This window comes from Ruegeria sp. BF8 (assembly GCF_056538625.1).
The window spans coordinates 1,172,684-1,185,208 of record NZ_JBQFTL010000001.1; the positions used below are offsets into that span (position 1 = coordinate 1,172,684).

Sequence of the window (12,525 nt, forward strand, 5' to 3'; positions counted from 1 at the left end):
GGTGGCCCCTCCGATCATGCCCCGGGGATTGGACCTGCTGCGCCGCGTGCATTATGTCTGGTTGGTAAAAGAGCACGCAACCACAGGCAGGTGCCGTCGGAATGACCAAACGCGGCTATCACCATGGAAATCTGAAACAGGCGCTGATCGACGCCGCCCTCTCACTGATCGAAGAAAAAGGTCCGACCGGCTTTACCCTATCTGAGGCCGCAAAACGGGCCGGTGTCACCCCAGCCGCGGTTTACCGACACTATCAGGGTCGCGAGGATCTGATCGCCGAGGCGGCCCGTCAGGGGTTCGAGATGTTCGCGGACCTCATGCAGTATGCCTATGACAAAGGGCAGCCCTCGGCGCTGGCCGCTTTCGAAGCGACCGGGCGCGCATATCTGGCGTTTGCGCGCAAGCATCCCGGCCATTACATCTCGATGTTCGAAAGCGGAATCTCGGTCAACCGGACGCCCGAGCTGGCGCTGGCCGCCAACCGTGCAAAGGAGGTTCTGGAAATGGCTGCGGCCGATCTTTCAGAACACATTCCGCCGGAAAAGCGACCACCGGCGTCTATGTTCAGCGCGCATATCTGGGCGATGAGCCATGGTGTAGTCGAGCTTTATGCCCGCAATGCGGGGGCCAGTTCGCCGTTCCCGCCCGAAGACCTTCTGGAATCCGGGATCGGCATTTACCTCAGAGGGTTGGGGCTGGTTCCGCCCGACGAATGACCGTCAAAACATCCGGCTGGCATGCGGTGCGTTCAGCCGTGAGGTGACATTGATCAGATCCATCATGCCCATCCCCTTGATGTCGACCGGACCCAAGTCCGAGACCTGGAATTCATCGATCAGTGCATATTTCATCTCTTCCGGGGCAACGATGTTCATGGGGTTTGCAAAGACCTGCAACCGCGATGCTATATTCACGGCCGGTCCGAAAACGTCATAGACGTATTTCTGGATCCCTACCACTGACCCTACGGCGGGCCCCATGCCAAGCCCGATCCTGGCCTGCCATTTGTGCGGATGACTTTCGTTGCGCCGTTCCAGATACCGCAGAAATCGGACCGCACAATGCGCAACCGCCGTGGCATGGTCGGGCGTGGCGTCGGGCATGCCTGAGACCGCAAGATAAGCGTCTCCGATCGTCTTGATCCGTTCACACCCGAACTGTTCGACGATCCGGTCGAAGGCGGTGAAGATGTCATTCAACTCACTGAGGGTGACCGTAGGGTCTGTTTTTGCCGCAAAATCCGTAAAGCCGACGAAATCCAGCATGACCACGGAAACCTGATCATACAGCTGAGGCGTGACTACGCCGAAGGTTTTGAACTCCTCATAAACCGCACGCGGCATCAGGTTCAGCAAAAGCCGTTCGACCCGTTCCTTTTCTCTTTCCAACTCCCGGGTGTTGCGCTCGACCATGGTCGAATAGCTGTCGATCATGCTTTCCAGCTCACGAATTTTCGTGATGTTCTGACACTCGACAACCAGAACCTGCTCATCCATCCCGTTGGCCAAGGAAATCGTCACCGCGAAGATCAGCGTGCGGCGTTTCGGCTTCATCTGCAGCTCGGCCGAGTATCGCAGGCCCGATTGCTTGACGTCATCCAGTTCGCGCTGGTCGAGATCCGGCAATATATCCAAAAGTGTCTGGCCGGGCTCGGGTTTGCCGAACCATTCGGCGAATGGACCATTGTGGAACACGAAGGTCAGGTCCGAGGCCCGCAATACCGCTATACCGACCCCGATGGCACGCAGCAGATGCTCGTTGATGGCCAGGATGCTCATGCCGCATCCCGGGCAACGATGATCGCCCTTTTGCCTTCGATCGCAGCCAGCGCGACCTGCACGTCATCTTCGGTCATTCCATGAATTGAAAGGGCTTCGCCGAACAGCGTAGCCATCTCGTCGAAATCATCGTGGCTGATGTTGAGGTGCCGATGCACGGCCTCGATCCGATCATCACTGAAAGACGCGGGACCACCCACCAGAGACGAAACGAATTTGGTTTGGTGATCGATCAACCGTGGCATGTCGATATCTTCGAAGTAGCCTCCGATCTCGTCCGATTCCAATGCCATTTCGTAAAATGTCATCACGATCCGGCTGATGGTTTTGAACCCGCCGTATTTCTCGTAAATCGTTTGACCCACACCAAAACCCCAAAAAATCGCGCAATAACACTGCGAGGTTATATCAAATCGAGAGTTTTGTTAACGTTTATGCACTTTGCGACTGGCGCGGATGGTTGGAACCGCTTGGTTTTTCACCACTGGCTCAAAGACTTCAGGACCAAGGGCGCACGATCAGATCGTCGGCACAGGGAATGAAGTCCACCATGCCGCCGCGCTGGACAAGCCGCTCCTGACCGCCCAGCTTCCATTTCAGTTTTCGGCCGGCCGACTGAAGCTCGCGCCGCAGCCGAAACCACGTAGGGCCCTTGTCCAATCCGCTGTTTGTGGCTGCGCTTTGGGTTCGTTCGCTGCTTTTGACCGGTTCGTCGATCTGCTCCTGCCGTCCCGACCAGATCATCTGGACACCCACGGCCGGAAAGCACTGAAACATGTTCCAATCCCTGCGCGGCAAGGACAGAAAGTCATCGAGATGGTCAGAATATCTCTGCGACCATGCCAACAATTTGCGGCAGCCTGCCTGTGACAGAACATAGGCCGCCGCACTTGGCGCCATTTCCAACATTGGGCGCACGCGGACATTTCCGATCCCGGTCTCCGGCCCAAAGCGCAGTGACCGGGGCGAGTAATCCAATTTGACGCAATCATAGGCTTCCGGGTGGTTCAGCACTTCGGTGATCACCCGGCCAGCGCCAGAGGACATTTCCACATCATCCTCAAAGACGACTGCGGCTGGAAGGTTCCGATCGACGATCCGTTGCCAAACCGATCTATGGCTTTCGAAACAGGCGATTTCGCTGGTCGTCAGACCCCAGCGCGTTCCCGTTCCCGCGACATATCGGTTTTGCTCCAACGCGCCCGACTGACTGGCATCCGTGGCGCTAATCCTATGTGCACCCACAAGGCCAGCCTTTAGAAACTGCGCTTCCATGAACGCCCGGCGCTCGGGCACACGGTCCAGATTGATGTAATAGACGCTGTCGCCTGCCATCTGCTGGGTTATCTGCACCGGAAGTCCTTTCGCATCGCGCGCCGCTTTATTGGCCATATCCCCAGTTGGGACCGGAAGTCCAGATCGCACCGCCGGCAGATCTACGGCCAGCGGGCTGAGCGAACTGACTGGCTACAGCTTGTTCAGCCGATGCTTTTCCAAAATGTCGATGATGACGGATTTGGCATGCAGCCGATGCTGGCGATGCCGATCGCGCGCAACCTCAGGTTTGCCGTCGCGTATTGCGGTATAGACCGCACGGTGATCCTCATTCGACTTGACCGGCAACGGGCGGATGAACAGGGTCGAGGCCCGCGCCCTGCGGACCTGGTCGCTCATCATGGACACGATGCTTTCCACCCGCCGGTTGCCACCCAATCGGACAAGCTCGCGGTGGAACAGGTCGTCGGCCTTGGCCCAAGCCTCCAGGTCTTCCTCACCGATGGCGCGATCCATTTGGGCAATCGATTCCGCCAACGGCTGAAGGTCTTGTTCGGAAAATCCGGCCTCGGCCGCGCGTTCGGCTGCAAGGCTCTCCAACTCGGTCAGAATGTCATAGATCTCGCGCATGTCATCCGGAGATACCGGCAGGATCCGCACCCCTTTGCGCGGCCGCATTTCCAACAGGCCCTTGCTTTCCAGCATAAGCGCTGCTTCGCGAACCGGCGTGCGCGACATCCCCAACTGCTCGGCCAGTTCGGTTTCCAGATGGTCGGTGCCGGCGGCCAACTCTCCGGTCAGGATCATCCGCCGCAAGTCCCGCACCGCGCGTTGAGTATTCGAGAGAGCCTTGCCGGTCTCGTTTTTCATTCGGCCTCCAAAACGATTTTCTTGCCCTCCGCATCAGATCTGTAGATCGCCTGTTCAATGCGGATAACGTCCAGATAGTCCGGGCCAGTATTTTCCAAATGCGTTCCATTTAGAAGACCGGATATGACATGCTGCTGCAATGCGTGCACGCAATCGCCGCCAAAGCCCTCCCATTTATCGGGTGCAAGCAACTGCTCTCTGCTCTGGCTGCCGAATTCCCGCAGCCCAACGGCGCCAAAGCCATCCATCGTCAGTGTTCCGCCAGTGCCTTCGATCAAGGCCTCCCCCATGGTGCGGCGCAGATTGTCCGAGGCATGATCCAGGTTCCGGTTGCCATCGAATACGGCCCTCACGCCGTTTTCGAACTCAAAGATGACATAGCCTGCGTCCTCTCCGGCAATGACCGGGTTTATCCGCCGCAGATCCGCATAAACCGAGACTGGCTTGCCGAACAAGAACCGGAACGTATCGACCCAATGCACCGCCGTTTCGTGGATCAAAAAACGCGGCATTTTCTGAAAATATGGTTGTCGATCAAGATAGGCGCGCGGCCCCTGCCCGTCGCCCGGGCGCAGCCGGAACGTGGCCTGCAACGGCGTCCCGATATCCCCGCGTGTCAGGGCGTCCTTCATCACCCGATACCACGGCTGAAAGCGAAAATTCTCGTGGACAACGACGGTGGCTCCGGCATCCCGAGCATCCTGCAGAACAGCCTCTGCTTCTGCCAGAGATAGACAAAACGGTTTTTGGCACAGGATCCAACTCACACCTGCGTCCAGCGCGGCACGAATTGCGTCGGCATGACCCTCAGGCGGCAGGATTATGTCCAACAGCTGGGGAGATTCCCGGGCCAGCATCGACGGCAGATCATCATAGGCAGTCAATCCAGTGGCGGCCGCCTTCTCGAGATCGCGATCACATGCGGCGACCAGTTGAGCCTGCGGTATGCGGCGCCAGCTGCCATAGTGGAACTGGCTGAAATAGCCGGCGCCGACACAGGCGACACGAATGAACTTCTGGCTGCTCACGCCGAAAACACCCTGTCCGCCACCGCCCGCGCTGCGGCCAGCGTGTCGGCTTCTCCGCCAAGATCACGGGTCAGAATTCGGCCCTCGGATACGACGCCGTCGACTGCCGCGTGCAGCCGTTGCCCATCGCGCGACAACGCGGGGTTTTGATGCCGCAACCCAAGCCATTCCAGCATCATCGCCGCCGACTGGAACATGGCAAACGGATTGGCGATGCCTTCCCCGGCAATGTCAGGGGCGGATCCGTGACAGGGCTGGAACACCGCATGATCCAGACCAATGTCAGCCGAGGGCGCCAGCCCCAGCCCTCCCATCAGACCGGCCCCAAGGTCAGACAGGATGTCTCCGAACATGTTTTCCGTGACAAGAACATCAAATTCCCAAGGCTTCTGAACCATCCACAAGGCCGTTGCATCCACATAGGCATGATCCGCAACCAAATCCGGGTGACGCTCAGCCTCGGCATCGAACAGATCCCGAAAGAATGCAAAGGCACGGAAGACGTTGGCCTTGTCCACACAGGTGACACGACCCCGACCCTGCCCGGATGCCTTTCGGTCATGCGCCAACTGGAAGGTAAACCGAAACAGCTTTTCGCAGACCTCTCGGGTGATCAGCAGCGTCTCGCGCGCCTCGTCCTCGGTCACTTCTCCGCACCCCTGGGTGTGAAACAACCCCTCAGTGCTTTCGCGGATCAGAACAAAGTCAATTTCCTTGCCAGGCGGCAGGGCAAACGGTGTTGCTTGCCCAGCTCTCACCCGCACAGGGCGCACGCCGGCAAACAGCCCCAGCGCCTTGCGGAGGTCGATCTGAGGTGAAATCTCGGTCCCATCCGGGTACCGAACGTCCGGCAAACCCATTGCGGACAGTAGAATGGCATCTGCCTGCCGCGCCGCATCCATTGACGTTTTCGGAAATGATTCTCCGGTTTGCGCATAGTGGGCTGCCCCGGCCGGAACCTCCCGAAACTCAAGTGTATAGTCCTCGGTCTGCTCCGACAGCTGCGCAAGGATGCTTAGCGTCGGAGCCATGATTTCCGGGCCGATCCCGTCCCCGTGGAACACTGCAATCTCTAGTCTCTCGGCCATCTGCGCCCTGCGTCCTTTTCCTGTGTTCTTGCGTTCGACCTTAAATCAATTCCGGTCGTTGACAACGCATTGTGTAACGTATACGCAATTAAATGCAACAACAAACACATCACTGCATCTGGGAGGAAAAGATGAAGTCGAAAATCGCAAGGTTGGCAGCGGCCGCCCTAATGTCGGCAGGTGCCGCAGGGCTCGTCAGCGCACAGGAATATCCGTACCGGGACATTACCACCGCCGTCGTCTGGGGCGCCGGAGGCGGTACCGACACCATCAACCGGATGATCATGGCCGAGATGGAGAAACATCTGCCGGTGTCGATCAACGTGATCAACCAGACCGGAGGCGTGGCGGGTTCAAACGGAATGGTCTACGTCATGAACCAGCCTGATGACGGCTATACGTTGGTGGGACTTTCCGAATCGAACGTGACCGCCGCCGTCCAGGGCGGCTGGGACAAAAAGTTCGACTACTGGTATCCGTTCATCGTTGGCGGCTCGCCTGATTTGATCTCGGTTCCCGCCGACAGCCCCTACAACAGCCTTGAAGAGCTGGTGGACGCGGCGAAGGCCGCGCCCGGAACCATCCCCGCGGCAGCCTCGGGTGCGGGATCCATCCACCACCTGAACCTGCTGGCCATTGAAAAGGGCTCGGGCGCCGAGTTCAAATTCGTCCCCTACAAAGGCTCAGCTCCGGGGCAAGAGGCCGCCATCGCCGGTGAAGTTGCGCTGGTCGTGACCTCGCTGGCGGAACAGGCCCCGCTGATCGAAGGCGGACAGTTGCGCCCGCTGGCGATGCTGACACCTGAAAACGCGGAAATCGCGGGAATGACCGTTCCTTCGGCCTTTGGCATCTATGACGGGCTCGACCAATATTTGCCGCTGAAACAGGCAATCGGCTTTGCGGTCCACAATTCGGCAAGCGACGATGTAAAGGCAAAACTGGCGGATGCGTTCCAGAAAGCCATGGCCTCGCAAGCCGTGGCCGATTGGGCCGCAGCAAACAATTATGACATCGGCGGACAGTACGGACCCGAGGCGCAGAAGCTGTTCTCGACGTTGGAATCCACCTTTGCATACACCCTGCAAGATCTGGGCGCGACGACCGTCGATCCGGCCTCTCTGGGCATCGAAAACCCCTGAGCGACAAACGATCTTGGGGGCGCGGTTCCGCGCCCCCTTTTTGCACGGGAGGGCAACGTTGGAAAAGGCTGAGGACATTCTGGTCCTGCGCGCACGGGATTTCTGGGCGTCGCTGGTTTTGGGGGCAACATCGGTGTTCTTCCTGTGGAAGACCATGGACATCCCCCTGTGGGTAGAAAACAAGGCAGGGGTCAGCGGTACCCAATGGTACGACTCAGCAGCCATTGTTCCGTTGTTCATCTTTGTGGGCCTGTTGTGCCTCTCGATCGCGCTGTTCGTGGTCTCGGTCCGGTCCGGCGGGGCGCGGCACGCCCTTGGTGCGGCTGGCATCGGCTGGAACCCTGACGAAGCATTTCGGTTTTCCACCATTGGCCTGATCCTTCTGGCTTATGTGGGCGGGCTGGTCCCGCGCGTCGATTTCATCCTGTGTTCCGGCCTTCTGATTACCGCTCTCATATTTGGATATTACGGGGGGCACCCGCGGCGCGCGATGATCGCCTGCGGCGCCGTTTGCCTGGCTGGGTTCACGTCCTGGTTGCTCTATCCTGCTCAAGCCGACTGGAACGCACATGCGGACGACTGGGTCACGTTGGGCATTTGGGTCGCCTTGACGATCCCGGTTTTGGTCAAGGCCCGGTCCGAGCGGCTTTTGCGGGTTGTTCCCTACATAGCCATCCTCGCGCCGTTTACCCTGGTTTGCGCCATGGCCTTCGGATTTCGCCAGAATGTTCCGGCGCGCGGTGGCCTGCTGTTTCAACAAATCGAGTACCACTACTACGTGACGCTCCGCCCGATCTGGAAAGGCTAAGACCATGGAGTTCGTCTTGTCTCAGCTGGCGGGTTTCGGCCATGCCTTTGCTGCGCTGGTCGCCGATCCGCTGACCTATCTCTATTTGGTTTTTTCGGTCTTTCTGGGCATCACATTCGGTGCCCTGCCCGGCCTGACTGCGACCCTTGCCGTGACCATTCTGACCGGTTTCTTCGGCAACAAGATCCCGCTGGATTACTCTTTGATCGCGCTGCTGGGCGCATATGTGGGGGCGATTTACGGCGGGTCCTATCCCTCGATCCTGCTGAACATCCCCGGCACCGCCGCCAGCGCCGCCACCGCAATGGACGGTCACCCGCTCGCCAAGGCCGGACGCGGAGGTGAGGCGCTTGGATTGACGACGACGGCCAGTTTCATCGGGACCATTATCGGCACACTCACGCTCCTGATCTTCGTCTGGGCACTGCTGCTTGTTTCAAAGAATATCGCAAGCCCGGAAAAGGCGCTACTGGCCCTGTTCGGTATCCTTCTGTCTGGCACGCTCATGAGCGAGGACCTGGTACTCAAAGGGTGGATATCCGGTCTGATCGGGCTTGCCATGGCCATGGTCGGACTTGACCCCTTGCTGTCCGAACCCCGCTACACTTTCGGCTGGTCCTACATGCTGAGCGGGTTCCAGGTGGTGCCCGTTCTCATGGGGGCCTTCGCGATCCCTCAGATCATCGAAGGCCTGCGCCATGTCGAAGCCGGCAAGGTCATGGCTCTGAAAGGCTCCATCCTGCCAAATCTCTCGACGGTCCGCCGTCACCTGCCCACCATCGGCAGGTCCGGCGTGATCGGCACCGGCGTTGGTGCCCTGCCGGGCGTCGGCGAGGATGTTGCCGGATGGGTCAGCTACGGTGTCGGCAAAACCGTTTCGAAGGATGGGAAGAACTTCGGCAAAGGTTCACTGGACGGGCTTTTGTGTTCAGAGACAGCCAACAACGCCTGTATCGGCGGCGCACTGATCCCCCTGTTGGTGCTGGGCATCCCCGGCTCACCACCCGCGGCCGCGCTGCTGGGGGCGTTCAAAATCAACAACGTCATCCCCGGCCCAACGATCGACCCCGAAATCATCCTGCGGGTCGTGGCCATCCTGGTGCTGGCATCGTTGACGATGTTCCTGATGGGCCTTTTCACCGCGCGGGTCTTCATCAAGATTCTCAAAATCCCGCAAACTGTTTTCTTGCCCGTCGTGATGGTTCTGACCACGATTGGTTCATTCAGTGTGGGTGGCGGCATCAATGACCTTTACCTGATGCTGGGGGTCGGCTTCGTGGCGTATTTCATGAACCTGATGAAATATCCGATTGCGCCACTGGTCATCGGCGTCATCCTTGGCGGGTTGTTCGACGAGACATTCCGCCGGTCACTGTTCCTGTCGGATGGTGATCTGTCAGTATTTGTTTCTCGACCCGGAGCAGCAATTCTGCTGGTGTTGAACCTGGCGCTGATCCTCAGCCAATTGCCTCCGGTCAAACGCCTGTTCGCCCGCCTGAAAGGAGCGCCCGCCTGATGTATGCCGTCACCGTAACCTTTGAGTTGAAGCCCGGGACACGCGAGCGTTTCCTGCCTCTGATGCTGGACAACGCGCGCACGTCGTTGAGCGACGAACCCGGGTGTCTGCAATTCGACGTCTGCGCAGGCGACGATCCGGCCATCGTTTTTCTGTATGAGATCTACGCGAACGCCGACGCGTTCAGGATCCACTTGGACAGTCCGCATTTCAAGGAATTCGATCTGGCGGTTTCGGATATGGTGGTCCGAAAGCAGGTCAACACGTTCTCCGAGGTCATGCGATGAACGACTGGGAAGTCTATGCCATCAAATATGCGGACAGAAATGCCCGCACCCGCGCTGACAGCTTCATTTTGGATGACGATCACGCGGCTCCTCATGCCATGGACTACTACCTGTGGCTGCTCAGGCGCGGCACGCAGGTCATTCTGGTGGATACCGGGTATGACACCGACGAAGGGCTGAGCCGCGGACGGCCTATTGCCATGGATCCGCGTGAAGCCTTGCTGCCTTTCGGGATCGCGCCAGAGGCCATTCAGCAAGTGATCGTCACGCACCTGCACTATGACCACGCAGGGGGTCTGCACCTGTTTCCAAACGCCACGTTGCATATGCAGTCGGCCGAGATGGCCTTTGCCACGGGTCCCTGCATGTGCCACGACACTCTGCGCGCGCCATTTTCGGCCGGTCATATCTGCGAGGCGGTCAAGCGGCTTTATTCCGGCAAAGTGGTTTTCCACGACGGCGACGCCGAGTTGGTCGACGGTGTCACGGTCCACTGCATCGGCGGCCACTCCCGCGGGCTGCAATGCGTACGGGTCCGAACTGCCAGCGGCTGGATGGTTTTGGCGTCGGACGCATCGCATTACTACGAGAACTTCATGGCCCGAAAACCATTTCCCATTGTGGTCGACCTGCAGGACATGCTGGACGGCTTTGACAAGCTGCAAAGCCTCGCGTCTGCCCCTGGCCTGATCATCCCAGGCCACGATCCGCTGGTCCGGTCCGTTTTTGCCCCGGGACCAGCCGACCACATCAACCGTTTGGACACGGGGCCAATCAGAGAGATCAAACTATGAAGATCGGAGTCATTGCCGATGATTTCACCGGCGCATCCGACATTGGCCTGACCCTCGCTGAGGGCGGCATGCGCGTCAGCCAGTTTGTTGGCATCCCAAAGGGCCACGCGGACCAGAATCTTGATGCGGCCGTGGTTGCGCTCAAGTCACGCACGGCCCCGGTTGACGAGGCGGTGCGCGACAGTCTGGCGGCCTGTGACTGGCTGCTGTCCCAGGGTGCGCAGCAAATCGTCTTCAAGGTCTGTTCGACCTTCGACAGCACCGCAAAGGGCAATATTGGTCCGGTTCTGGATGCGCTCTCGGAAAGGCTGAACGCTCCGACCACAATCGTCTGCCCGGCTTTTCCTGAAAATGGGCGCAGCGTCTACCAAGGGCACCTGTTCGTGCAGGACAAGTTGCTGAGTGAAAGCGGCATGCAGAACCATCCACTGACTCCGATGACCGACCCTGATCTCCGGCGTCTGCTGGCCGCTCAGTCCGCCCGTCCGATTCATCATGTGGCCGCCTTGGTGGTCATGCAGGGGGCTGCAGCCATTCGGTCTGCCCTGCCTGCCAAAGGTCATACGATTGTCGACGCGATCCGCGACGCAGACCTGCTGGAAATCGGCAAGGCTGCCCGCGATACCCTGCTCCTTTGCGGCGGGTCCGGGATCGCGCTTGGGTTGCCGGCAAATTTTGGGTTCGAACCGCGACACCCACAGTGGGACGGAGTGTCCGGACCCGGCATCGTGCTGTCAGGATCCTGCAGTCGCGCCACCCGAGAGCAAGTCTCGCGCTACCGGGACATCGCCCCACACCGCGAAGTCACCGCGCGGGACGCGGTCAGCGGCTCGATCTCGGTGGAAGAATTGGTCAACTGGGCGCTCGAGCAGAAACAAGCGCCGCTGATCTACTCTTCGGCCGATCCACAAGTCGTGAGGCAAGCACAGGACTGCTTCGGCAAGGAACAGGCATCTGCCGCGATCGAAAACCTGTTCTCCGATCTCTCCCGCAGCCTTTGGGCCGCGGGCTTCCGCCGGATGGTCATTGCAGGCGGTGAGACTTCGGGCGCGGTTGTCCAGGGCCTGCGCGCACAGCAGTTGCAGATCGGGCCCCGCTTGGCCGCCGGCGTTCCCATGGTACTCCTGCCCGGCACCCCGTCCGTTGCACTGGCGCTGAAATCGGGCAATTTCGGCGGCCCCAATTTCTTTGCGGACGCCTTGAACAGGATGGAGCAACAACAATGAGCGAGGCGGCGAAGCTACGGGAAGAAATCTGTCTGCTTGCAAGGTCGATGTTCGACCGGGGACTGACCTGCGGTGCGTCGGGCAACATCTCGGCCCGGCTGTCTGACGGAACGATCCTGTTTACGCCGACCGGCAGTTCGATGGGGTTTCTCGACCCGGCACGGATCAGCCATCTGGATGCCCGGTTTCAGCACATTGATGGCGACTTGCCGACCAAGGAAGTCCCACTGCACTCGGCCTTCTACGACACAAGGCAGCAGACCGGGGCTGTGGTCCACCTCCACTCGACGCATTCGGTGGCCTGGTCCATGCTTCCCGAAGTTAACCCCGAGGACGTTCTGCCGCCATTGACCCCGTATTCAATCATGCGGGTCGGCCGGGTGAAATTGCTGCCATTCTTCCTGCCCGGCGACCCTGAAATGGGCAATGCGGTCCGGGGACTGGCCGGACAGCGCAGCGCGGTGCTGCTGGCCAATCATGGCCCTGTGGTTGCCGGCAAAGACATCTGGGCGGCCAGTTTCGCAATGGAAGAACTGGAGGAAACCGCAAAACTCGCCCTGCTGACCCGAGGACTGAACCCTCGCCAGCTGAGCGCCGAACAGATTTCAGCCCTGTACGATTTGACAGGCCACAGCAAGTAACCGGTTCGAACACCTGCTGCTCTGACAACACGCTTTGCGATCCAATCGGCCGGAGTTCGGCTATTGCCGCCAGCT

At 59.4% G+C, this 12,525-nt stretch carries 14 protein-coding genes; 8 read left to right on the forward strand and 6 right to left on the reverse strand.

Annotation, left to right across the window (positions count from 1 at the left end; all coding sequences use genetic code 11):
- Positions 1-101 precede the first annotated feature (101 nt).
- A complete protein-coding gene (locus tag ACR0LD_RS05875) occupies positions 102-716 on the forward strand; it encodes a TetR/AcrR family transcriptional regulator (protein WP_093961897.1) in 615 nt (204 codons plus the stop codon).
- Between the two features lie 3 nt (positions 717-719).
- On the opposite strand, the gene ACR0LD_RS05880 is transcribed toward ACR0LD_RS05875, so the two are convergent.
- The 6 genes from ACR0LD_RS05880 to ACR0LD_RS05905 form a co-directional block, all read right to left on the reverse strand.
- The gene (locus tag ACR0LD_RS05880) at positions 720-1,778 is read right to left on the reverse strand and encodes an adenylate/guanylate cyclase domain-containing protein (RefSeq protein ID WP_170403492.1); all 1,059 of its coding nucleotides are present in this window, start codon (positions 1,776-1,778) and stop codon (positions 720-722) included.
- On the reverse strand, positions 1,775-2,143 hold the full coding sequence (locus ACR0LD_RS05885; protein WP_170338900.1) for a group I truncated hemoglobin: 369 nt from the start codon (positions 2,141-2,143) through the stop codon (positions 1,775-1,777). The genes ACR0LD_RS05880 and ACR0LD_RS05885 overlap by 4 nt, the downstream gene beginning before the upstream one ends.
- A gap of 133 nt (positions 2,144-2,276) precedes the next feature.
- A complete protein-coding gene (locus ACR0LD_RS05890; protein WP_480635942.1) occupies positions 2,277-3,131 on the reverse strand; it encodes a glycosyltransferase family 25 protein in 855 nt (284 codons plus the stop codon).
- Between the two features lie 114 nt (positions 3,132-3,245).
- Complete coding sequence (locus tag ACR0LD_RS05895; protein WP_480635944.1) at positions 3,246-3,923, reverse strand: GntR family transcriptional regulator; 678 nt, start codon at positions 3,921-3,923, stop codon at positions 3,246-3,248.
- Positions 3,920-4,951, reverse strand: a complete 1,032-nt coding sequence (locus ACR0LD_RS05900; protein ID WP_480635946.1) for a Gfo/Idh/MocA family protein — start codon at positions 4,949-4,951, stop codon at positions 3,920-3,922. Before ACR0LD_RS05900 ends, ACR0LD_RS05895 begins: the two co-directional genes overlap by 4 nt.
- Positions 4,948-6,039, reverse strand: a complete 1,092-nt coding sequence (locus tag ACR0LD_RS05905) for an isocitrate/isopropylmalate dehydrogenase family protein (RefSeq protein ID WP_480635948.1) — start codon at positions 6,037-6,039, stop codon at positions 4,948-4,950. The genes ACR0LD_RS05900 and ACR0LD_RS05905 overlap by 4 nt, the downstream gene beginning before the upstream one ends.
- A gap of 131 nt (positions 6,040-6,170) precedes the next feature.
- On the opposite strand from ACR0LD_RS05905, the gene ACR0LD_RS05910 reads away from it, so the two are divergent.
- Genes ACR0LD_RS05910 through otnC form a run of 7 tightly spaced genes read left to right on the forward strand, consistent with a single transcriptional unit; the run spans position 6,171 to position 12,450 of the window.
- Positions 6,171-7,178, forward strand: a complete 1,008-nt coding sequence (locus ACR0LD_RS05910; RefSeq protein WP_480635949.1) for a Bug family tripartite tricarboxylate transporter substrate binding protein — start codon at positions 6,171-6,173, stop codon at positions 7,176-7,178.
- Between the two features lie 58 nt (positions 7,179-7,236).
- Positions 7,237-7,986 (forward strand): hypothetical protein, encoded by a 750-nt coding sequence (locus ACR0LD_RS05915; protein ID WP_480635951.1) that lies wholly within the window; start codon positions 7,237-7,239, stop codon positions 7,984-7,986.
- 4 nt (positions 7,987-7,990) lie between these two features.
- Positions 7,991-9,502: a tripartite tricarboxylate transporter permease gene (locus tag ACR0LD_RS05920; RefSeq protein WP_170357619.1), complete on the forward strand. Its 1,512-nt coding sequence runs from the start codon at positions 7,991-7,993 to the stop codon at positions 9,500-9,502.
- Positions 9,502-9,789 (forward strand): putative quinol monooxygenase, encoded by a 288-nt coding sequence (locus tag ACR0LD_RS05925; protein ID WP_170432989.1) that lies wholly within the window; start codon positions 9,502-9,504, stop codon positions 9,787-9,789. Before ACR0LD_RS05920 ends, ACR0LD_RS05925 begins: the two co-directional genes overlap by 1 nt.
- Complete coding sequence (locus ACR0LD_RS05930) at positions 9,786-10,583, forward strand: N-acyl homoserine lactonase family protein (protein ID WP_170445612.1); 798 nt, start codon at positions 9,786-9,788, stop codon at positions 10,581-10,583. The genes ACR0LD_RS05925 and ACR0LD_RS05930 overlap by 4 nt, the downstream gene beginning before the upstream one ends.
- Positions 10,580-11,809 (forward strand): 3-oxo-tetronate kinase, encoded by a 1,230-nt coding sequence (gene otnK, locus ACR0LD_RS05935; RefSeq protein ID WP_480635953.1) that lies wholly within the window; start codon positions 10,580-10,582, stop codon positions 11,807-11,809. Before ACR0LD_RS05930 ends, otnK begins: the two co-directional genes overlap by 4 nt.
- Positions 11,806-12,450: a 3-oxo-tetronate 4-phosphate decarboxylase gene (otnC, locus tag ACR0LD_RS05940; protein WP_480635955.1), complete on the forward strand. Its 645-nt coding sequence runs from the start codon at positions 11,806-11,808 to the stop codon at positions 12,448-12,450. The genes otnK and otnC overlap by 4 nt, the downstream gene beginning before the upstream one ends.
- Positions 12,451-12,525 lie beyond the last annotated feature (75 nt).

Coding starts and splice junctions, on each gene's coding strand:
- ACR0LD_RS05875 (WP_093961897.1), top strand. CDS start 102: ATGACCAAACGCGGCTATCACCATGGAAATCTGAAACAGGCGCTGATC.
- ACR0LD_RS05880 (WP_170403492.1), bottom strand. CDS start 1,778: ATGAGCATCCTGGCCATCAACGAGCATCTGCTGCGTGCCATCGGGGTC.
- ACR0LD_RS05895 (WP_480635944.1), bottom strand. CDS start 3,923: ATGAAAAACGAGACCGGCAAGGCTCTCTCGAATACTCAACGCGCGGTG.
- ACR0LD_RS05905 (WP_480635948.1), bottom strand. CDS start 6,039: ATGGCCGAGAGACTAGAGATTGCAGTGTTCCACGGGGACGGGATCGGC.
- ACR0LD_RS05910 (WP_480635949.1), top strand. CDS start 6,171: ATGAAGTCGAAAATCGCAAGGTTGGCAGCGGCCGCCCTAATGTCGGCA.
- ACR0LD_RS05920 (WP_170357619.1), top strand. CDS start 7,991: ATGGAGTTCGTCTTGTCTCAGCTGGCGGGTTTCGGCCATGCCTTTGCT.
- ACR0LD_RS05925 (WP_170432989.1), top strand. CDS start 9,502: ATGTATGCCGTCACCGTAACCTTTGAGTTGAAGCCCGGGACACGCGAG.
- ACR0LD_RS05930 (WP_170445612.1), top strand. CDS start 9,786: ATGAACGACTGGGAAGTCTATGCCATCAAATATGCGGACAGAAATGCC.
- otnK (WP_480635953.1), top strand. CDS start 10,580: ATGAAGATCGGAGTCATTGCCGATGATTTCACCGGCGCATCCGACATT.
- otnC (WP_480635955.1), top strand. CDS start 11,806: ATGAGCGAGGCGGCGAAGCTACGGGAAGAAATCTGTCTGCTTGCAAGG.